Origin of the sequence: Variovorax sp. 160MFSha2.1, assembly GCF_048305075.1 — a bacterium.
In the GTDB taxonomy this organism is placed as follows: Bacteria; Pseudomonadota; Gammaproteobacteria; order Burkholderiales; family Burkholderiaceae_C; genus Variovorax; species Variovorax guangxiensis.
In genome coordinates this window covers 3,646,968-3,666,719 of sequence record NZ_CP157624.1, presented here as the reverse complement: position 1 = coordinate 3,666,719, position 19,752 = coordinate 3,646,968, and the positions used below count along the sequence as shown (strand labels likewise).

Below are 19,752 nucleotides of genomic sequence, written 5' to 3'. Positions count from 1 at the left end.
CGCTTCCGCATCGACCTCGCGCAGCCGCGCGTGATGGGCATCGTCAACGTCACACCCGATTCCTTTTCGGACGGCGGCGCCCACGACTCCACCGAGACGGCCCTCCGGCACTGCGAGCAGTTGCTGAAGGAGGGCGCAGACATCCTCGACATCGGCGGCGAATCGACCCGCCCCGGCAGCCCGGCGGTGCCGCTCGAAGCCGAACTGGCGCGTGTGGTGCCGGTGGTGCGCGAGGCGGTGAAGCTCAATGCGCCTATCTCCATCGACACCTACAAGCCCGAGGTCATGCGCGCCGTGCTCGACCTGGGCGCGGACATCGTCAACGACATCTGGGCGCTGCGCCAGCCGGGCGCGCGCGAGGCGGTCGCGGCGCATCCTTCCTGCGGCATCTGCCTGATGCACATGCACCGCGATCCGCAGACCATGCAGGCCGTGCCCATGGCGGGCGACATCGTTCCGGAAGTCCTTTCTTTCCTGCGGGAGCAGGCGCAGCTTCTTTACGACCTCGGCGTCGACGCTGCGCGCATCACGCTCGACCCCGGCGTGGGCTTCGGCAAGACGGTGGCGCAGAACTTCGCCTTGCTCGCGCGCCAGCGCGAACTGCTCGCGGCGGGTCATCCGCTGCTGCTGGGCTGGTCGCGCAAGTCGTCGATCGGCGCCGTCACCGGCATCGAGATGGCGGGCGAGCGCATCGTGCCCAGCGTTGCTGCTGCCGTGCTGGCGGCGGATCGGGGCGCTGCCGTGGTGCGCGTGCACGACGTGCGCGACACGGTCGCCTCGCTCGCGGTATGGCGCGCAATGAAGGCTCAGGAAAAGTCACAACTACAACCACAAGGACAGGCACCCACACCATGACCCGCAAATATTTCGGCACCGATGGCATCCGTGGCACCGTGGGCAAGGCGCCCATCACTCCCGACTTCGTCCTGCGCCTCGCGCACGCCGTGGGCCGCGTGCTCAAGAAGACGCAGTCTCGCCCCACGGTGCTGATCGGCAAGGACACGCGCATCTCGGGCTACATGCTCGAATCCGCGCTCGAATCGGGCTTCAATTCGGCCGGTGTCGACGTGGTGCTGCTCGGCCCGCTGCCGACGCCCGGCGTGGCGTACCTCACCCGCGCGCAGCGCGCGAGCCTCGGCGTGGTGATCAGCGCGAGCCACAACGCCTATCCGGACAACGGTATCAAGTTCTTCAGCGCGCAGGGCACCAAGCTCGACGACGCCTGGGAGCTGGCCGTCGAGGCCGCGCTGGAGGAAGACCCGGTCTGGGTCGATTCCGCCAACCTCGGCAAGGCGCGCCGCCTCAACGACGCGCCCGGCCGCTACATCGAGTTCTGCAAGAGCACCTTCGCCAACGACCTGACGCTGCGCGACATGAAGCTGGTGGTCGACGCGGCACACGGCGCGGCCTACCAGGTGGCGCCCAACGTGTTCCACGAGCTGGGCGCGGAAGTTACGAGCATCGGCGTCGCGCCCGACGGGCTGAACATCAACAAGGGCTTCGGCGCCACGCACCCCGAGGCGTTGATCGCCGCGGTGACGGCGCAGAAGGCCGACTACGGCATCGCACTCGACGGCGACGCCGACCGCCTGCAGCTGGTCGACGCGAGCGGGCGCCTGTTCAACGGCGACGAACTGCTCTACCTGATGGTGTCCGAGCGCATCGCGCGCGGCGACAAGCCGGTGGGGGTGGTCGGCACGCTCATGACCAACAAGGCCGTCGAAGTCGCCCTGCGCGGGCAGGGCATCGAATTCGTGCGCGCGAAGGTCGGCGACCGCTATGTGCTCGAAGAGCTCGACAAGCGCGGCTGGCTGCTGGGCGGTGAGGGTTCCGGCCACCTGCTGGCGCTGGACCGCCACACCACCGGCGACGGCATCGTGAGCGCGCTGCAGGTGCTGCAGGCCTGCGTGCGCAGCGGCAAGGCGGTAGCGCAGCTGCTCGAAGGCGTCACGCTGTTCCCGCAGACGCTGATCAACGTGCGCATCTCGCCCGACCAGGACTGGAAGGCCAACAAGGCGCTGGCCAGCGAAACCACGCGCATCGAGGCCGAGCTCGGCGATTCGGGCCGCGTGCTGATCCGCGCGAGCGGCACCGAGCCGCTGGTTCGGGTGATGGTCGAGGCTCGCGATGCGAAGCAGGCCGAGTCGTGCGCCAGGCGCCTCGCGGCCACGCTGGAGCCTGCGCGATGACAGCAGCGGCCGGCGCGCAGCCGATCGAAGTCTTCATCGCCGACTACCGCAACGCCGCCCACGCGACCGCCCTGGTCGGTCTGCTCGACGCCTATGCCGGTGACCCGGCCGGCGGCGGCGCACCGCTCGATCCCGCGGTGCTCGCAGACTTGCCCTCGGCGCTGGCCGCGCGCCCCCAGGCCTTCACCGTGCTGGCTTACGACGGCGGGCAGCCTGTGGGCCTGATCAACTGCATCGAAGGCTTCTCGACCTTCGCCTGCAAGCCGCTGGTGAACGTGCACGACGTGGTCGTGCTGCCCAGCCATCGCGGGCAGCGCGTGGCGCAGAAGATGTTCTCGCTGGTAGAGGAAGAAGCTCGTCGCCGCGGCGCGTGCAAGCTCACGCTGGAGGTGCTTTCGGGCAACACGCCCGCGCTGCGCGCCTACGAGCGCGAAGGCTTCGCGGGCTACCAGCTCGATCCGGCATTCGGCACCGCAGTCTTCCTGCAGAAGAAGCTCTGAGGGCAAACCACCAAAGGAAAAGGGCCGGGGCGAATCGTTCGCCACCGGCCCTTTGTTCTCTACCGCCAGATCAGAAGCGCGTCACCGGCATTTCGGCGTCGGCCTTGCCCGGCGCGTACTTGCCCAGTTCCCACTTGGCGATCGCATTGCGGTGCACTTCGTCCGGACCGTCCGCGAAGCGCAGCGTGCGCGCGCCGGCGTAGGCCGAAGCCAGCGGGAAGTCGTCGCACATGCCGCCGCCGCCGTGGACCTGCATGGCCCAGTCGATCACCTGGCAGGCCATCGACGGCGCGACGACCTTGATCATGGCGATCTCGTTCTTTGCGACCTTGTTGCCGGCCACGTCCATCAGCCACGCAGCCTTCAGCGTGAGCAGGCGTGCCATGTCGATCTTGCAGCGGGCCTCGGCGATGCGTTCCTGCGTCACGGTCTGCGAGGCCACGGTCTTGCCGAAGGCCACGCGCGAGGAGGCGCGCTTGCACATCAACTCCAGCGCGCGCTCGGCCAGGCCGATCAGGCGCATGCAGTGGTGGATGCGTCCCGGGCCGAGGCGGCCCTGGGCGATCTCGAAGCCGCGGCCTTCGCCCAGCAGCATGTTGCTGGCGGGCACGCGCACGTTCTCGAAGTACATCTCGACGTGGCCGTGCGGCGCGTCGTCATAGCCCATCACGTTCAGCGGGCGCACGATGCGGATGCCCTTGGCGTCGGCCGGCACCACGATCATGCTCTGCTGCGAGTGGCGCGGCGCCTCGGGGTCGCTCTTGCCCATGGTGATGAAGACCGCGCAACGCGGGTCGGCCGCGCCCGAGATCCACCACTTGTGGCCGTTGATGACGTACTCGTCGCCCTGGCGCTCGATGCGCGTGGAGATGTTGGTGGCGTCGCTCGAGGCCACTTCAGGCTCGGTCATGGCGAAGGCAGAGCGGATCTGGCCTTCGAGCAGCGGCTTGAGCCAGCGGGCCTTGATCTCTTCGGAGCCGTAGCGGGCGATGGTCTCCATGTTGCCCGTGTCGGGCGCCGAGCAGTTGAAGGCTTCCGAAGCCCATGGCACGCGACCCATGATCTCGGCCAGCGGTGCGTATTCCTGGTTGGTCAGGCCCGCGCCGTCATAGCCCGAGGCGGCAGCGCTGTCGACCGGCAGGAACAGGTTCCACAGGCCCTGCGCCTTGGCCTTCTCCTTGAGCTTCTCGACCGTCTTGAGCGCCGTCCAGCGCTTGCCGGCGGCGGTGTTCGCGGCCAGCTCGGCGGCGTACTCGGCTTCGGCCGGATAGATGTGGTCGTCCATGAATGCCTGCACGCGCTTTTGCAGGTCCTTGGTCTTGGCCGAGTATTCGAAGTCCATCTTTGTCTCTCCTGGTGGGGTGGGGCGGCTTATGCCTTTTGGGCAAACTGCCAGGCCATGTCGGCCATGGGGCGGGCGCCGCGGGCCGAAGCCACGGCTTGCTCGCTCGACGCGGTGCCGGCCTCGACCCGCTTGGCAATGCCTTGCAGGATCGCGGCCATGCGGAACAGGTTGTAGGCCTGGTAGAAGTTCCAGTCCGGCGCCAGCGCCTCGGGCGTGCTGATGCGGGTGCGCTCGCAGTAGCGGCGGATGTATTCGCTCTCGGTGGGAATGCCCAGCGAGGCGACGTCGACGCCGCCGATGCCGCGCCCGGTGGTCGGGGGCATGTGCCACGACATGCAGTGGTAGCTGAAGTCGGCCAGCGGGTGGCCGAGCGTCGACAGTTCCCAGTCGAGCACCGCGATGATGCGCGGCTCGGTGGCATGGAACATCACGTTGTCGAGGCGATAGTCGCCATGGACGATCGACACCTTGCTCTCGTCGCGCGCGCTCGCGGGCATGTGCGCGGGCAGCCAGTCGATCAGCCGCTCCATGGCCTCGATGGGCTGCGAGAGCTCGCCCGCGCCGTCGGCCGATGCCTTGTACTGCTTGCTCCAGCGGCCGATCTGGCGCTCGAAGTAGTTGCCGGGCTTGCCGTAGTCGGCCAGGCCGCGGGCGGCGAAGTCGACGGTGTGCAGCGCGGCGATCACGCGGTTCATCTCGTCGTAGTGGGCGGCGCGCTCGGCATTGCTCATGCCGGGCAGCGACTGGTCCCACAGCACGCGTCCCTGCATGAACTCCATGACGTAGAAGGCGCGGCCGATGACGCTATCGTCCTCGCACAGGCAGTACATGCGCGGCACGGGCACATCGGTGCCCGCCAGGCCGCTCATCACCTTGTACTCGCGCTCCACCGCGTGGGCCGAGGGCAGCAGCTTCGCGACCGGGCCCGGCTTGGCGCGCATCACGTAGCTCTGCGTGGGCGTGACCAGCTTGTAGGTCGGGTTCGACTGGCCGCCCTTGAACATCTCGACCGTCAGCGGGCCCTTGAAACCGTCGAGGTTCTTCCCGAGCCAGGCCGCGAGCGCGTCGACGTCGAAGGCGTGCTGTTGCGAGACGGCACGGGTGCCGATGAAGGAGGAGAAGTCCTGGCTCATGTCGGTATGTTTGTCTGCCTGTGGTTGTTGTTCTGCTTGTATTTGTCGCTCTAGCTTTCAGCTTCCGAGACGCGCATCAGCGCCGAGCGGTCGAGCACCACGAGGCCGCCCGGCTCGATGCGGATGGTGCCCTCGCGCTCCATGGTCTTGAGCTCCTGGTTGACCCGCTGGCGCGACGCACCCAGCAGCTGCGCCAGTTCTTCCTGCGCGAGCTGCAAGCCGATGCGCATCTGGCTGCCGTCTTCCAGGTTGGGCACGCCGTAGCTGCGCACCAGGTGGATGAGCTGCTTGGCCAGCCGCGCGCGCAGCGGCAGGGTGTTGAGGTCTTCCACCAGCCCGAAGAGCGTGCGGATGCGCCGCGCCTGCAGCCGCATCAGCGCCTCGTACAGCTCCACGTGCGAGGCCAGGATCTTCTGGAAGTCGGCGCGTGCCACGCACAGGATCGTGGTGTCGCCATGCGAGTAGGTGTCGTGCGTGCGCCGGTCCCCGTCGAACATCGCCACGTCGCCGAACCAGATGCCCGGCTCCACGTAGGTCAGCGTCACCTGCTTGCCCGAGACGGCCGTCGAACTCACCCGCACCGCGCCCTTGGCGCAGGCGATCCAGTGTTCGGGCGGATCGCCGCGGGCAGCGATCAGGTCGCCGTCCTTGTAGCGTTTGACGAAGGCGCATCGGAGGATGTCGTGCCGCAGCGATGGAGAAAGGGAAGAAAACCAGCGACCACTGTTGATCGCTTCACGTTCTTCGATGGTAAGAATGGGGTCGTCCATTGGTCTGTCCTCTCGGCGACTGGAAGGCTGGTGGGTGTCACGGGAGCGACGCTATGCGGCGTTGCTCGGTTACTCGGCTATTCGTACTGCGGCGGTTTCTTCTCGAGGAACGCGGCGATGCCGATGCCTGCGTTCGCGTGGTGCAGGTTGCGCACGAAATGGTCTCGCTCCTGCGCGAGCTGCGATGCCAGCGTGGCGCCCCGGGCCTCGCTCAGCAACTCCTTGATGCTGGCCAGCGAGTTCGGTGCGCGCGCATTGAGCCGGCCCGCCAGCGCCAGCGCGCCCGCGAGGGCCTGGCCGCTTTCGGTGAGCTCGTTGACGAGGCCCAGCGCATGCAGGCGCGAAGCCTCGATGCGCTCGCCGTTCATCAACCATTCGCTCGCAAGCTGGCGCGGCAGCTGCCGGCCCAGGTGCCAGCTCAGGCCGCCGTCGGGCGACAGCGCCACGTTGCTGTAGGAGGCTGCGAAGACCGCATCGCGCGCCGACACCACGAAGTCGCAGGCCAGCGCGAGCGAGAAGCCCGCGCCGGCAGCCGCGCCCTCGACGGCGGCGATGACCGGCTTGGGAAAGGTGCGGATCGAATCGATCCAGTTGTGCAGGCCCTCGATGCTCTCGGCCTGAACCGAGCGGTCGAGCTGCCGGTTGGCCAGCAGCCGCTGCAGCGAGCCGCCGGCGCAGAACCATGAGCCTTCGCCCACGATGACCACGCTGCGGATCTCCGCGCTGTTCTCGGCGCCGTTGAGCGCCTCGATGCCCGCTGCGTAGATGTCGGGGCCCAGCGCGTTGCGCTGGCTCGGGTTGGAGATCGTCAGCACCATGGTGCTGCCCTCGCTCGTGCTCTTGAGTTCTGCGGTGCTCATGGCTCGCTTCCGTGCTCCTCGTTCATTTCGTGATCATTCTTCCTCGTGCAGCAGGCTCAGGCCCAGCGCGCCGCGGCGGCGCAGCCATGGGCTCGGGCGATAGCGCGGGTCGCCATACACCGTCTGCAGGTTGAACAGCACCTCGAGCATGTTGGTCGGTCCGTAGAGGTTGCCCATGGCCAGCGGGCCGCGCGGATAGCCCAGGCCCAGCTGCACGGCGGTCTCGAGGTCGGCCGGCGTGCACACGCGCTGCTGGCACATGTCGGCGGCGATGTTGACGATGGTGCCGATCACGCGCTGCGTGACGAAGCCGCCGCTGTCGCGGATCACGCTCACGGCCTTGCCGTCGCGTGCGAAGAGCGCGTGCGCTGCATCGCGGATGTCTCGGCGCGTGGCCGGGTTGGTGGCGAGCACGCGGCGCTTGGTGGCCGCGTCGTCGATCAGCATGTCGATGCCGACGGTGCGCGTGGCGTCCAGGCGCTCGACCGCGGCCACCGTCGTCACGTCGAAGCCCAGCGGCGCCACCAGGATCAGCGAATGCGGCGCGGCGGTGGCGCCGCTGTCGATCTGCGCACCCAGCGTGTTCACCAGGCGCAGCAGCTCGGCACGGCGTGCCGCGCGCGGCGACACCCACACCGAAGGCGTGCCTTCGACCACCGGCGCGGGCGCCTCGGGCACCTGCTGCATCACGCCGTCGTCGTAGCGGTAGAAGCCTTCACCGGTCTTGCGGCCCAGCGCGCCGGCGGCAAGGCGCTGCGCGGTGATCACGCTGGGGCGGAAGCGCGGCTCCTCGAAGTACTGGTGATAGATCGACTCCATCACCGGGTGCGACACGTCGAGCGCCGTCAGGTCCAGCAGCTCGAAGGGGCCGAGGCGGAAGCCGGCCTGGTCCTTGAGGATGCGGTCGACGGTTGCGAAATCGGCCACGCCTTCACCGACGATGCGCAGCGCCTCGGTGCCGTAGCCGCGGCCTGCATGGTTGACGATGAAGCCGGGCGTGTCCTGCGCCTGCACTGCGCTGTGGCCCATCTGCGTGGCGTAGCCGGCGAGCTGCTTGCAGACTTCGGGTGCGGTCTTGAAGCCCGCGACCACCTCGACCACCTTCATCAACGGCACCGGGTTGAAGAAGTGGAAGCCCGCGACGCGCGCCGGATGCTTCAGGCCGGCTGCGATGGCCGTCACCGAGAGGGATGAGGTGTTGGTGACCAGCGTGGCAGTCTCCGCCACCACGCCTTCGAGCTCGCTGAAGAGCTTGCGCTTGACTTCCAGGTCTTCGACGATGGCTTCGACGATCAGGTCGCAGCCGGCCAGCGCCTGGATTGAATCGACAGCCTTTACGCGGGCGATGTACGCGTCGCGCATGGCGGCGTCGATCTTGTTCTTCTCGTGCAGCTTGTTCCATTGGGCACTGAGGGCTTCGCGCCCGCGCTCGGCGGCGCCCGCAAAGCTGTCGAGCAGCAGCACGTCGCTGCCTGCCTGCGCCGCGATCTGCGCGATGCCGCGACCCATGGCGCCGGCGCCGACGACGCCGATTCGGGAGTAGTTCACTGTCATTTGCTGGAGATTTTCACTGGTTGGGTGGTATCCGGACCTGCGGGGCAGGCGTCGACACAGGTGCCGTACGCATCGACACTGCTGTCGAAGTCTTCGATTTTGCAGCCCCGCGCGGGCGGGGCGTGACGGGTTTTACGCGGGGGCGCGCTTTCAGGGCGCACGACGGCTGCGGTCGATGGCCACGCTCAGCGAGATGGCGACCATCAGCAGGCCGAGGCCGACCCAGCTCATCCATGCGCCCGCATCGTTGGCGAGCAGCCAGCCACCCAGCGCTGCGCCCACGGCTTGCCCGGTGTAGATGCCGGAACTGTTGAGCGCCACCGAGCCCGGCGCCAGCGCGGGCGCCAGGCCCACCAGGCGGGCCTGCTGCGCCGAGTTGGTCGCGAAGCAGCCCAGTCCCCAGGGAACGAGCACCACCGCCAGCCACGCCAGCGTGGAGGCCAGCGGCCACAGCAGCAGGCTGGAGGCGATCAGCACCGTGGTGACGAGCACCATGCGCCCGGCGCCCACGCGGTCGATGAAGCGGCTGACCACCATGTTGCCGACCAGCCCGCAGGCACCGAACAGCGCCCACATCACGCTCAGCGTGGTGGCGTCGGCGCCGAAGCTCTGCTTGAGGATCGGGCCGAAATAGCTGAACAGCACGAACTGGCCCGCGCCCTGCAGCGCCGTGACCGAGACAATGCCCATCAGCACCGGGCTGCGCAGCACGCGCGACCATGCGGCGGCCGTCAGCGCGGCGGGGCGGATGCCGTTGGGCAAGGTGAGCCACACCGATGTCGCGCTCGCGACACTGAGCGCCGCAATCGCCGCAAAAGCCATGCGCCAGCCCAGGTGCCCGCCGATCAGCGCGCCGATGGGCAGGCCCAGCACAGAGGCCATCGACCAGCCGAGAAAGACGAAGGTCACGGCCCGCCCGCGATGCTCCGGCGGCACAAGCAGGCCGGCACAGGCGGCGGCCTGGGGCGTGAAGATCGCGGGCGCGATCACCGTGAGCATGCGCACCGGCAGCAGGGTGCCGAAGGTGGGCATGAGCGCGCAGAGAACGTGGCCGATGGCGTACCAGAGGAGGGTGAGGGCGAGAAGCTGGCGGCGGTCCCATCCGGCCACTGCGGCGGCCAGCAACGGTGCGCCTACGCACATGACCGCCGCGGCGGCAGTGATGAGCTGCCCCGCCGTGGCGGCCGTGACCGAGAGCGAGGCGCTGATCTCGTTGAGCGTGCCGGGCACGACCATCACGCCCGTTCCGATCACGAAATTGCCGGCAAGCAGCGCACAGAGCGCCCTCCGTGGCGCCGGCTGGCTCACCGACGGACCTGCAGCGCGCCGGGATTCACGATGTTCGTGGGGTTGCCGTTGATGTAGCTCACGACGTTGTCGAAGGCCTGGCCGAAGTAGCTCTCGTAGCTTTCCTGCTCGACGTAGCCGATGTGCGGCGTGCAGATGCAGTTCTCGAGGCGCAGCAGCGCGTGGCCCTGCAGCGGCGGTTCGCTCTCGAACACGTCGACGGCCGCCAGCCCGGGGCGGCCGCGGTTGAGGGCCGCGAGCAGGGCATCGGCCTCGACCAGCTCCGCGCGCGAGGTGTTCACGAACAGGGCGGTCGGCTTCATGCGCGAGAGGTCCTCGAGGGTGATGAGGCCGTTGGTCTCTTCGTTGAGCCGCAGGTGCACCGACAGCACGTCGGCCGCGGCGAAGAACTCATGGCGGTTCTGGGCCACCTGGAAGCCGTCGGAGCGCGCCTTGGCGCAGCTGGCTTCACGGCCCCAGATCACGACCTGCATGCCGAAGGCCTGCCCGTAGCGCGCCACCAGCTGGCCGATGCGCCCGTAGCCCCAGATGCACAGAGTCTTGCCCTTGAGTACGGAGCCGATGCCGAAGTTGGGCGGCATCGAGGCCGACTTGAGCCCGGACTGCTGCCAAGCTCCGTGCTTGAGGTTGCTGATGTACTGCGGCAGCCGGCGCATGGCGGCCATGATGAGCGCCCAGGTGAGCTCGGCGGGCGCCTGGGGAGAGCCGGAACCCTCTGCCACGGCCACGCCGCGCTCGGTGCAGGCCGCGACGTCGATGTGTCCGGCGACGCGCCCGGTCTGGGAAATGAGCTTGAGCTTGGGTAGCTTCTCGATGAGCTGGCGCGAGATCTGGGTGCGTTCGCGGATCAGCACGATCACGTCGGCGTCCTTGAGTCGGACCGACAACTGCCCAATGCCTTTGACCGTGTTGGTATAGACCTTGGCCGCGTATGCGTCCAGCTTGGAAGCGCAGCGCAGCTTGCGTACGGCGTCCTGGTAATCGTCGAGGATCACAATGTTCATGGCGTGCCATTGTGCCTCGCAGCATTGGAATGTCGCGCCGGCGAACGTTTGGATACCCGCCCTGCAGCCGCTTGTAGAGCGGTTCGGGCCCCGTACAGGACCCGATGCCGGGCTCAGTGCAGGTTCAATGCAGACGCGTCGAGCGAGGGGCCGCAGCCATGGTTTCGGCGGCTTCCAGAGCGGCCAGGCGGTCGAGTTCGGCGCAGACGTCGGCCATGCGGCCGGAGATCAGCACCCGGTTGCTGTTGCGCTGCTGGCCCTTGCCGTCGACCACGCGGACCACGCGCAGCGGGCGTGCCGCAGCGGCTTTTTCAGAAGGGGCGGTGCCGCCGGTGCGGGCTGCACAGGCGGGGCGCACGGCCACGTAGCGCAGTCCAGCGGAGGACTCTGCGGAATCGAGATGATCCCTGCGATGGGAGGGGCGGCGTGCCGGCATCAGCCGGTTGGCCAGCGATTGCAGCGGCATCCAGATGTCGGCGATGGCGAGGAGGGCGATTCCCATGTGAACTCCAAAAAAGTATGAGGTTGAACACAGGCAGGATTTCTTGAATCGGCCGCGACAGGGTGATGGCGAAGAAGCTTCGCCATACGCCCGCCACCTGTCGCTGCCGGATGGGGTGCTGTTGCTCTGGAAAGCAGGCCGCCGCGGCCTACATCAGCATGGTGTTGCGGATGAGGCCGACCGCGAGGCCTTCGATTTCGAAAGGCTCGCCGGGCTGCACGATGATGGTCGGGTAATCGGGGTTCTCGGCGTGCAGCTCGATGACCTGTTTGTTGCGCTTCAGGCGCTTGACGGTCACTTCGTCGCCCAGGCGCGCGACAACGATCTGGCCGTTGCGTGCTTCCTTGGTGGCCTGCACCGCGAGCAGGTCGCCGTCCATGATGCCGGCGTCGCGCATCGACATGCCGCGCACCTTGAGCAGGTAGTCGGGCTGGCGCTGGAACAGCGTGTTCTCGACGTAGAAGGTCTGGTCGACGTGCTCTTGAGCCAGGATTGGCGAGCCGGCTGCGACACGGCCGATGAGCGGCAGCGCCAGCTGGGCCATGCCGGGCAGCGAGAGGGAGAACTGTCCACCCTCGCGATGGCGCGTTTCGTTGAGCGAGCGCAGCGCGTCGCCCTTGAGGCGGATGCCACGCGAGGTGCCGCTGACCAGCTCGATGACGCCCTTGCGCGCCAGTGCCTGCAGGTGCTCTTCGGCGGCATTGGCCGATTTGAATCCGAGTTCATTGGCGATTTCGGCGCGCGTGGGTGGCGCACCGGTGCGTGCGATGGCGCTCTGGATGAGGTCCAGGATCTGCTGCTGGCGGGCTGTAAGCTTCACGGCGAACTGCATGTGTGGTTCCTTGCGGCACTGGTTGGATATCCAGTGCCTGTATTTTTAACCAGTTTTTAGAAGTTGACAAGCCATGGTCAATTCCTCTTCGCCCGAACTGCCGCGCCGCGTGGTGGTTCTGGGCACCGGCGGCACCATCGCGGGCCGGGCCGCCAGCAGCGGCGACAACATCGGCTACACCGCCGCGCAGGTGGGCGTGGCCGACCTGCTGGGTGGCATCGAGGCACCCGACGGCGTGATGCTGGAGGCCGAGCAGGTGGCTCAGGTCGACAGCAAGGACATGTCCTTCGCCATCTGGCAGCAGTTGGCCCGGCGCTGCGCGCACTGGCTGGCGCAGGCCGATGTGGCGGGTGTGGTGATCACGCACGGCACCGACACGATCGAGGAAACCGCGTTCTTCCTGCATTCTGTGCTGGTGCCGTCCAAGCCCGTCGTGCTGACCTGCGCGATGCGCCCAGCCACTGCGCTGTCGCCGGACGGTCCGCAGAACGTTCGTGATGCGATCAGCGTCGCCGCCTCACGGGGTGCGCACGGAGTCACCGTGGTGTGCGCGGGGGCGATCCATGCCGGCGTCGACATCCAGAAGGTCCATACCTATCGGCTGGACGCCTTTGCTTCGGGCGATGCGGGCCCCGTGGGCTATGTGGAGGAGGGCGAGGTACGCCTTGTCCGGTCGTGGCCGCAAGGCGGAACGCTGCCGGTAGTGAAGCTCTTCGGTGCTACCGAGGTGCAGTGGCCGCGCGTGGAGATCGTGATGAGCCACGCCGGTGCCAGCGGTGCGGTGATCGAGGCGCTGCTTCAGGCGGGCGGAGTGGATCCTCTGCGCGGACTGGTGCTTGCCACCACCGGCAACGGCACCTTGCACCATGCGCTGGAAGCTGCCGCGCTCAAGGCCCGGGACGCCGGCATCGAGGTGCTCCGAGCCACCCGCTGCTCGAACGGGCGCATCCTGCCGAAGGCGGGGGATCCGCTTCGCGATGCGGGCTCGCTGACGCCCGCGAAGGCCCGCATCGCCCTGATGCTCGAATTGCTGGGCTGAAAGCAGAACCGCCCCTCTGGAGGGGCGGTTTGCTGCGAGTCGGATGATCGGTCGATCTTTCGATCAGCTGCTCAGCGCGGCCAAGGCGCGCTGGGTGATCTCGTCGACCGTGCCCACGCCCTTGATGGCGCGGTACTTAGGCGCGGCGGTCGGATCGGCCTTGGCCCAGGCGGAGTAGTAGTCGACCAGCGGACGCGTCTGCTGGCTGTACACGTCGAGCCGCTTGCGCACGGTTTCTTCCTTGTCGTCCTCGCGCTGGATGAGGTCCTCGCCGGTCACGTCGTCCTTGCCTTCCACCTTGGGCGGGTTGAACTTGACGTGGTAGGTGCGGCCCGAAGCCGGATGCGAGCGGCGGCCGCTCATGCGCTCGATGATGTCGCCGAAGGGCACGTCGATCTCGAGCACGTAGTCGAGCTTGACGCCTGCCGCCTTCATGGCGTCGGCCTGCGGAATGGTGCGGGGGAAGCCGTCGAACAGGAAGCCGCTAGCGCAGTCGGGCTGCGCGATGCGTTCCTTCACGAGATTGATGATCAGGTCGTCGCTGACCAGTGCGCCGGCGTCCATGACGGCCTTGGCCTGCAGCCCGAGGGGCGTGCCGGCCTTGACGGCTGCGCGCAGCATGTCGCCGGTCGAAATCTGGGGAATGCTGTATTTCTGGCAAATGAAGGCCGCTTGCGTGCCTTTGCCCGCCCCGGGCGCGCCCAGCAAAATTAGTCTCATGGTGTCCTCGGACGGTTCTTAGATTTTGTGTCGCGCCGAGCGTCGGCCCCATGGCTGGGCTGGGCGGAGTTGCTTCGAGGATAGCATGCGTGCCCTTCGGGAAATCCCGCTGTCGGTGGCCGTGGAGACGCGCAGGCTCAGGCGCCGGCCGCCGCGAAGACGGCTCGCACGCGCGCCAGGTCTTCCGGCGTGTCGATGCCGGGCCCCGGCGCCACATGGCTCACATGCACCGCGATGCGATGCCCGTGCCACAGCGCGCGCAGCTGTTCGAGTGCCTCCGTCGACTCGACGGGCGCAGGGGGCAGCGAAGGAAATCGCCGTACGAAGCCGGCGCGGTAGCCATAGATTCCGATGTGGCGCAGTGCCGCGGGGGTGGCAGGCAGCATCGCAGGTGCGGCGCCATTGGCGGAGCCGTCGCGCCACCAAGGGATCGGCGCGCGGCTGAAGTACATCGCGTTGTCCTGCGCATCGAGCACGACCTTCACGACATTGGGATTCATGAAGTCGCCGACCGAGTCGATCTCGTGGGCGGCGGTGCTCATCGCCGCCTCGGCGTGCGTGGCGAGCGTGGACGCCACGGCGTCGATCAGCGCGGGGTCGATCAGCGGCTCATCGCCCTGTACGTTGACGACGATGTCCTCACCATCCAGGCCCAGTTGCTCGCAGGCTTCGGCCAGCCGGTCGGTGCCGCTGGGGTGATCCTGCCGCGTGAGCACAACCTCGACGCCATGCGCCTTGCAGGCTTCGACGATGGATGGATCGTCGCCGGCGACCACCACGCGTGCAGCGCCCGACTCGCTGGCGCGCTGCGCCACGCGCACCACCATGGGCACGCCGGCGATATCGGCCAGGGGTTTGTTGGGAAGCCGTGTCGACGCGAGCCGCGCCGGAACCAGAACGGTGAAGCTCACAGCCCGAGCTCTTCGTCGGAAAGCGTGCGTGCCTCGTTCTCGAGCAGCACCGGAATGCCGTCGCGCACCGGATACGCCAGGCGGGCGCTGCGCGAGCACAGCTCCTGCTTCTCGGGGTTCCAGGTCAGCGGCCCCTTGGTGACGGGGCAGACGAGCAGTTCAAGCAGCTTGGTATCCATCGAGCGATGATAGCTTTGCGTCGAGTGCGGCGAAGAATTCCGCGGACGGCACGAACTCCAGCGGCACGGCCAGCGCATCGGGCGCCTTGCGCCACAGCTTGACGGCGTCCTTTTCGGTGCAGACGAGGATCTGCTCCTTGCCGGACGGGCGTTGCCAGCTCTCGAAATCGAAGTGATCGGGCAGGGCGATGACGTCGGCGAGCGTCAGGCCGCGGGCGCGCAGCATTTCGAAGAAGGCGTCGGGCCGAGCGATCGCCGCCAGCGCGGTCAAGGGCTTGCCTGCGAGGGATGCCAACGACACGCGGTTTCCGTCGCTGCCCAGGGCCTCGTTCGCGAGGGTCCGCGTGGCGGTATGGCCGCCCGCGAAGGCCGGCCGCGATCCGCTGTGCAGCACCAGATCGCAACGGCGCGGCCAGGCTTCGCGCAGCGGGCCGGCAGGCAACCGCCAGCCGTTTCCGATTCCCCGGTCGTCGAATACGCAGATCTCGATGTCGCGCGCCAATGCCAGGTGCTGAAGCCCGTCGTCGCTGACGATGACCTGCGTGGCCGGATGCCGCTCGAGCAGCGCGCGGGCCGCATCGATGCGCTGGCGCGCCACGAACACCGGGACCCCGGTCGCATGGTGGATCAGTGCCGGCTCGTCGCCCACATCCTGCGGATCGCTGTCGCCGAGCACTTCGCGGCAGTCATCGGTACGGCGGCCATAGCCGCGCGACACCACGCCGACCCGAATGCCCCGCGCCTGCAGGTGGCGCACGACGGCCATCACGACCGGCGTCTTGCCCGCGCCGCCAGCGATCACGTTGCCGACCACGATCACAGGTACGCGCACGCGTTCGGTCCGCAGCCATCCCATGCGATAGAACAAGCCGCGCACGGCGAACAGCGCGGCGTAGACGAGCGACAGCGGCCACAGCATGCAGGCCAGGAGGCCGCGGTGCAGCCAGGCCTCCTGCAGGCGCGAACCCGGGTTGCCGCTGTTGCTGCCGCCGTCCGAAGGCACTCAGTGCCCGGCTTGCGCCGTCGACTGGGCCGCGAAGGTGATCTGCATCAGGCCGGCGCGGCGCGCGGCTTCCATCACCGTCACCACGGCCTGGTGCGGGCTCGTCGCGTCGGCGCTGATGATCACCACGCTGTCCTTGCCCCCGGTGGCCGCGGCGGCGAGGGCGGCCGTCACGGTTTCCACGCTGCGGTCGGCCACGGCATTCTTGTTGACCGAATAGCGGCCGTCGGCCGACACCGCCACGATCACTTCCTTCGGATAGTCGCGCTGGGCGTCGACGTCAGCCGTGGGCAGCCGCAGCTGCATCTCGGTGAACTTGCTGTAGGTGGTCGACAGCATCAGGAAGATCAGGATCACCAGCAGCACGTCGATGAACGGGATCAGGTTGATCTCCGGCTCGTCGCGCGCGCCGTGGCGGAACTGCATGCGGGCGCGGCTCATTTGCGCAGTGCGTTGAGATGGCGGGCGAAGCGCTCGCCGGAGAGTTCGAGGTTCAGCAGGTACTCGTCGACCCGGCTGCGGAAGTAGCGCCAGAAGATCAGCGTCGGGATGGCCACGATCAGGCCGAAGGCGGTGTTGTAGAGCGCGATCGAGATGCCGTGCGCCAGCTGCGCCGGGTTGCCCGAGCCCACCGCGCCGCTACCGGGCGACTGCGAGCCGAAGATCTCGATCATGCCGATCACGGTGCCCAGAAGGCCCAGCAGCGGGGCGGCCGATGCGATGGTGGCCAGCGCGGGCAGGTAGCGCTCGAGCTTGTGGGCGACGGTGCGGCCCGAGGCTTCCATGGCGGCGCGCAGGTCGTCTTCGGTGCAGCGCGGATTGGCGTTCAGCGCGCGCAGGCCGGCGGCCAGGACCTGGCCGAGCATCGAGTTGCGTTCGAGTTTGGTCACGACATCCGGACCGGGAATGGCTCCGTGCGACGCGGTGATGGTTTCATCGAGCAGCTTCGGCGGAAGTACCCTCACGGTCTTGAGACTCGTGAAACGTTCTATAACCAGCGCGAGCGCAATGATCGAACAAGCAAGCAAGGGCCAGATCGGCCAACCCGCGGCAACTATGATGGAAAACAAGAAAATCCTCCGGCCCGTAGACTGCAAATGCGCGGCGATTATCCACTGAGGTCACCATCGTCACGCGCCTTGTTTTTGTGTCAGCAAGGACGCACAGATTCTGTGGATAACTTTGTGATTAACCTGCTGCGCAACGCGTCCGGACCCGCATGGGACGGCCTTTTCGCTGGATCGACTGAATTTTGAGCAGCACTTTTTTCAATGAAATCAATGGGTTGCACGAGAAACCGTGCGCCTGTCTTGCCTCGGGGGGCCAGGGCCGGGGCCTTGCCGCGTGTTGTGGAAGAGTGGCATCTGGCCGAGCGTGCATTTTGTGAGCGTGCGTGAACAGAATTCCGCGCCGGGGCCGCGCGTCTGGGCCGTCGGCGCCTTGTGCCGGGCGGTGGCCGACGCGCTCGACGCGCGCTTCAATCCGGTGTCCGTGCGTGGCGAGATCTCCGGCTTTTCGCGCGCCTCAAGTGGACATTGTTACTTCGCGCTCAAGGACGAGTCGGGCCAGCTGCGCTGCGCGATGTTCCGCCGGGCCGCCGGCCTTCTCGATTTTTCGCCGCGCGATGGCGACCAGGTCGAGGTGCGCGGGCGACTTGCGGTGTACGAGCCGCGCGGCGATCTGCAACTGGTGGTCGAAAGCCTGCGCCGGGCTGGGCAGGGGGCCCTGTTCGAGCAGTTCCTGCAGCGCAAGGCGCGCCTGGAAGCCGAAGGCCTCTTCGATCCTGCGCGCAAGCGGGCGCTGCCGACCATGCCGCGCTCGATCGGCATCGTCACTTCGCTCGGCGCCGCCGCATTGCACGACGTAGTCACCGCGCTGCGAAGGCGTGTTCCACACATTCCGGTCGTACTGGCCCCCGCGGCTGTGCAGGGAGTCAATGCACCGGGTGAACTGGTACGGGCGTTGCAGTCGCTGTATGAGCTCACGCCTGCCGTCGACGTGATTCTTCTGGTGCGCGGAGGCGGCTCCATCGAGGACCTCTGGGCCTTCAACGACGAGGCGCTGGCGCGCACCATCGTGCAGAGCCCGGTGCCGCTGGTCAGCGGCGTGGGGCACGAAACCGACTTCACCATCGCCGACTTCTGCGCCGACCTGCGCGCACCCACGCCGACTGCCGCAGCGGAGTTGGTGAGCGCGCCACGCGACGTGTGGCTGGGCGCGCTCGATCTGATCGAGGAGCGGCTGGGCGAGGCGCTGGGCGGACGCCTCGATGTGCTCGGGCAACGTCTGGACCAGGCTGCGGGGCGCCTTGGCCGGCCTTCGGGCCTCGTGAATCGGCAACAACTGCGCCTGGCACACCATGCGCAGCGTCTTCGCTACATGGTGCTGGCCAGAAGGGAGCGCCTCACGCAGGCGCCGCGCCTGATTGCCGCCGACTTTCCGCAGAAGCTGGGCCGCGCGGTTGTGCAGCGGCGAGATCGGCTGGAACGTGTGGCTCTTCGTATGCGGCTGCTCGATCCGGCACTGGTCTTGCAGCGCGGCTATGCATGGCTGACCGATACAGACGGTCATGCGATCGTCAGCGCGAAGCAACTTGCGCCTGGCGATGCAGTGAAGGCGCGATTGGCCGACGGTGAAGTCGACCTGACCGTCGCACCGGGCGGCGCGACGGGAACGCGTCCGACGTCGCCCCAATAATTACTTCCTAGAATCCTTCATTCCCACAACCAACTCACGAGAAAAAACCATGGAACATGTGCTCCCACCCCTGCCGTATGCACTCGACGCACTGGCGCCCGAGTATTCGAAGGAAACCCTCGAGTACCACTACGGCAAGCACCACAACGCCTACGTGGTGAACCTCAACAACCTGCAGAAGGGCACCGAGTTCGAGTCGATGACGCTCGAGGAGATCGTCAAGAAGTCCAGCGGCGGCATCTACAACAACGCCGCCCAGATCTGGAACCACACCTTCTTCTGGAACTGCATGAAGCCGCAAGGCGGCGGTGCTCCCACCGGTGCGCTGGCCAAGGCCATCGAAGCCAAGTGGGGCAGCTACGACGCCTTCAAGGAAGCCTTCGTGAAGTCGGCCGTGGGCAACTTCGGCTCGGGCTGGACCTGGCTGGTGAAGAAGGCCGACGGCTCGGTGGACATCGTGAACACGGGCGCAGCCGGCACGCCGCTGACCACCGCCGACACCGCGTTGCTGACGGTGGACGTCTGGGAGCACGCCTACTACATCGATTACCGCAATCTGCGCCCGAAGTTCGTCGAGACCTTCCTGGCCAAGCTGGTCAACTGGGACTTCGCAGCCAAAAACTTCGGCTGATCCCGCGTTCTGCCGAAAACGAAAAAGCCGACCATGGGTCGGCTCTTTTTTTGGCTTTTTGCTGGCTATGGACGGCAGGTGCTCATCGTTTGCCGGCCGCGAACAGCTCGCCGCCGAGCTTCGCACCCTTCTTGATGTTCTTCTTGGCGAACCATCCCTGGTTCATCTCGAGCACGTAGCGCACCGGCTCCTGCGAGCAATGCGTGTTCTCGGTCATGGGCTGCATGTCCGCGAGGTTGACGATGCGGCCGTCGTCGGCAACGAAGGCGGCCGTCAGCGGCAGGATCGTGTTGCGCATCCAGAAGCACTGCGTGGCGGGTTGCTCGAACACGAAGATCATGCCCTCGGCCTGTGGCATTTCCTTGCGGAACATCAGGCCGATTTCACGTTGCAGAGGGGTTTGCGCGACCTGCGCGTCGATCTTGTACAGCCCGATCGACAGCTGCGTGCGCGACAGATCGTTCTGGGGTTGCTGCTGGGCATGCGCCGGCATCATGAACGACGCGGATGCAAGGAGCAGGGGGAGCAGGGCGGCGAGGCGCTTGAGCATCGGACGACTCTTTCAGGGCGGGGCC

22 protein-coding genes are annotated in these 19,752 nt (G+C 67.3%); 6 read left to right on the top strand and 16 right to left on the bottom strand.

Annotated features, from left to right (window positions below):
* The first annotated feature begins 33 nt into the window (after positions 1–33).
* The 3 genes from folP to ABL838_RS16565 are packed head-to-tail and all read left to right on the top strand — an operon-like array spanning position 34 to position 2,689.
* Positions 34–855, top strand: a complete 822-nt coding sequence (gene folP / locus ABL838_RS16575) for a dihydropteroate synthase (protein WP_418125875.1) — start codon at positions 34–36, stop codon at positions 853–855.
* Positions 852–2,189 carry a phosphoglucosamine mutase gene (gene glmM, locus ABL838_RS16570; RefSeq protein ID WP_184637592.1) on the top strand — a complete coding sequence of 446 codons (1,338 nt, stop codon included), beginning with the start codon at positions 852–854 and terminating at the stop codon, positions 2,187–2,189. Before folP ends, glmM begins: the two co-directional genes overlap by 4 nt.
* Positions 2,186–2,689: a GNAT family N-acetyltransferase gene (locus ABL838_RS16565; protein WP_184637594.1), complete on the top strand. Its 504-nt coding sequence runs from the start codon at positions 2,186–2,188 to the stop codon at positions 2,687–2,689. The genes glmM and ABL838_RS16565 overlap by 4 nt, the downstream gene beginning before the upstream one ends.
* 70 nt (positions 2,690–2,759) lie before the next feature.
* On the opposite strand, the gene ABL838_RS16560 is transcribed toward ABL838_RS16565, so the two are convergent.
* The 9 genes from ABL838_RS16560 to lexA all read right to left on the bottom strand — a co-directional run bounded on the left by ABL838_RS16560 (position 2,760) and on the right by lexA (position 11,997).
* Positions 2,760–4,031, bottom strand: coding sequence for an acyl-CoA dehydrogenase family protein (locus tag ABL838_RS16560; RefSeq protein ID WP_019652449.1), 1,272 nt, complete (start codon positions 4,029–4,031; stop codon positions 2,760–2,762).
* A gap of 29 nt (positions 4,032–4,060) precedes the next feature.
* Positions 4,061–5,167 carry a phosphotransferase gene (locus ABL838_RS16555; protein WP_418121198.1) on the bottom strand — a complete coding sequence of 369 codons (1,107 nt, stop codon included), beginning with the start codon at positions 5,165–5,167 and terminating at the stop codon, positions 4,061–4,063.
* A 50-nt stretch (positions 5,168–5,217) separates the two neighbouring features.
* A complete protein-coding gene (locus ABL838_RS16550) occupies positions 5,218–5,937 on the bottom strand; it encodes a Crp/Fnr family transcriptional regulator (protein ID WP_093202289.1) in 720 nt (239 codons plus the stop codon).
* Between the two features lie 77 nt (positions 5,938–6,014).
* Positions 6,015–6,797, bottom strand: a complete 783-nt coding sequence (locus tag ABL838_RS16545; protein ID WP_126024045.1) for an oxepin-CoA hydrolase, alternative type — start codon at positions 6,795–6,797, stop codon at positions 6,015–6,017.
* 33 nt (positions 6,798–6,830) lie between these two features.
* Complete coding sequence (locus tag ABL838_RS16540) at positions 6,831–8,351, bottom strand: 3-hydroxyacyl-CoA dehydrogenase (RefSeq protein ID WP_418121197.1); 1,521 nt, start codon at positions 8,349–8,351, stop codon at positions 6,831–6,833.
* A 150-nt stretch (positions 8,352–8,501) separates the two neighbouring features.
* Positions 8,502–9,659: an MFS transporter gene (locus ABL838_RS16535; protein WP_418121196.1), complete on the bottom strand. Its 1,158-nt coding sequence runs from the start codon at positions 9,657–9,659 to the stop codon at positions 8,502–8,504.
* The gene (locus ABL838_RS16530; RefSeq protein WP_093202278.1) at positions 9,656–10,663 is read right to left on the bottom strand and encodes a D-2-hydroxyacid dehydrogenase family protein; all 1,008 of its coding nucleotides are present in this window, start codon (positions 10,661–10,663) and stop codon (positions 9,656–9,658) included. Before ABL838_RS16530 ends, ABL838_RS16535 begins: the two co-directional genes overlap by 4 nt.
* Before the next feature lie 124 nt (positions 10,664–10,787).
* Complete coding sequence (locus ABL838_RS16525; RefSeq protein WP_418121195.1) at positions 10,788–11,165, bottom strand: hypothetical protein; 378 nt, start codon at positions 11,163–11,165, stop codon at positions 10,788–10,790.
* A 148-nt stretch (positions 11,166–11,313) separates the two neighbouring features.
* Positions 11,314–11,997: a transcriptional repressor LexA gene (gene lexA / locus ABL838_RS16520; RefSeq protein ID WP_126024049.1), complete on the bottom strand. Its 684-nt coding sequence runs from the start codon at positions 11,995–11,997 to the stop codon at positions 11,314–11,316.
* A gap of 73 nt (positions 11,998–12,070) precedes the next feature.
* Here lexA and ABL838_RS16515 point away from each other — a divergent pair, with 73 nt between their 5' ends.
* On the top strand, positions 12,071–13,036 hold the full coding sequence (locus ABL838_RS16515) for an asparaginase (protein ID WP_418121194.1): 966 nt from the start codon (positions 12,071–12,073) through the stop codon (positions 13,034–13,036).
* 63 nt (positions 13,037–13,099) lie between these two features.
* On the opposite strand, the gene adk is transcribed toward ABL838_RS16515, so the two are convergent.
* The 6 genes from adk to ABL838_RS16485 all read right to left on the bottom strand — a co-directional run bounded on the left by adk (position 13,100) and on the right by ABL838_RS16485 (position 16,919).
* Positions 13,100–13,756 (bottom strand): adenylate kinase, encoded by a 657-nt coding sequence (gene adk / locus ABL838_RS16510; RefSeq protein ID WP_418121193.1) that lies wholly within the window; start codon positions 13,754–13,756, stop codon positions 13,100–13,102.
* Positions 13,757–13,893: 137 nt separating this feature from the next.
* Complete coding sequence (gene kdsB / locus ABL838_RS16505; RefSeq protein WP_369662185.1) at positions 13,894–14,667, bottom strand: 3-deoxy-manno-octulosonate cytidylyltransferase; 774 nt, start codon at positions 14,665–14,667, stop codon at positions 13,894–13,896.
* On the bottom strand, positions 14,664–14,846 hold the full coding sequence (locus ABL838_RS16500; RefSeq protein WP_007836935.1) for a Trm112 family protein: 183 nt from the start codon (positions 14,844–14,846) through the stop codon (positions 14,664–14,666). The genes kdsB and ABL838_RS16500 overlap by 4 nt, the downstream gene beginning before the upstream one ends.
* Positions 14,827–15,765, bottom strand: a complete 939-nt coding sequence (gene lpxK / locus ABL838_RS16495) for a tetraacyldisaccharide 4'-kinase (RefSeq protein ID WP_418125874.1) — start codon at positions 15,763–15,765, stop codon at positions 14,827–14,829. The genes ABL838_RS16500 and lpxK overlap by 20 nt, the downstream gene beginning before the upstream one ends.
* Positions 15,766–15,849: 84 nt before the next feature.
* The gene (locus ABL838_RS16490) at positions 15,850–16,275 is read right to left on the bottom strand and encodes an ExbD/TolR family protein (protein WP_371287180.1); all 426 of its coding nucleotides are present in this window, start codon (positions 16,273–16,275) and stop codon (positions 15,850–15,852) included.
* Between the two features lie 11 nt (positions 16,276–16,286).
* Positions 16,287–16,919: a MotA/TolQ/ExbB proton channel family protein gene (locus tag ABL838_RS16485; protein WP_126024055.1), complete on the bottom strand. Its 633-nt coding sequence runs from the start codon at positions 16,917–16,919 to the stop codon at positions 16,287–16,289.
* Positions 16,920–17,232: 313 nt separating this feature from the next.
* Between ABL838_RS16485 and xseA the strand changes: the two genes are divergently transcribed.
* Positions 17,233–18,546 (top strand): exodeoxyribonuclease VII large subunit, encoded by a 1,314-nt coding sequence (gene xseA / locus ABL838_RS16480; RefSeq protein ID WP_369662440.1) that lies wholly within the window; start codon positions 17,233–17,235, stop codon positions 18,544–18,546.
* A gap of 49 nt (positions 18,547–18,595) precedes the next feature.
* Positions 18,596–19,177: a superoxide dismutase gene (locus tag ABL838_RS16475; RefSeq protein ID WP_019652466.1), complete on the top strand. Its 582-nt coding sequence runs from the start codon at positions 18,596–18,598 to the stop codon at positions 19,175–19,177.
* 82 nt (positions 19,178–19,259) lie between these two features.
* Here the strand turns inward: ABL838_RS16475 and ABL838_RS16470 are convergent, their stop codons facing one another.
* Entirely contained in the window at positions 19,260–19,727 is a 468-nt protein-coding gene (locus ABL838_RS16470) for a DUF192 domain-containing protein (RefSeq protein WP_418121192.1), read from the bottom strand.
* Positions 19,728–19,752 lie beyond the last annotated feature (25 nt).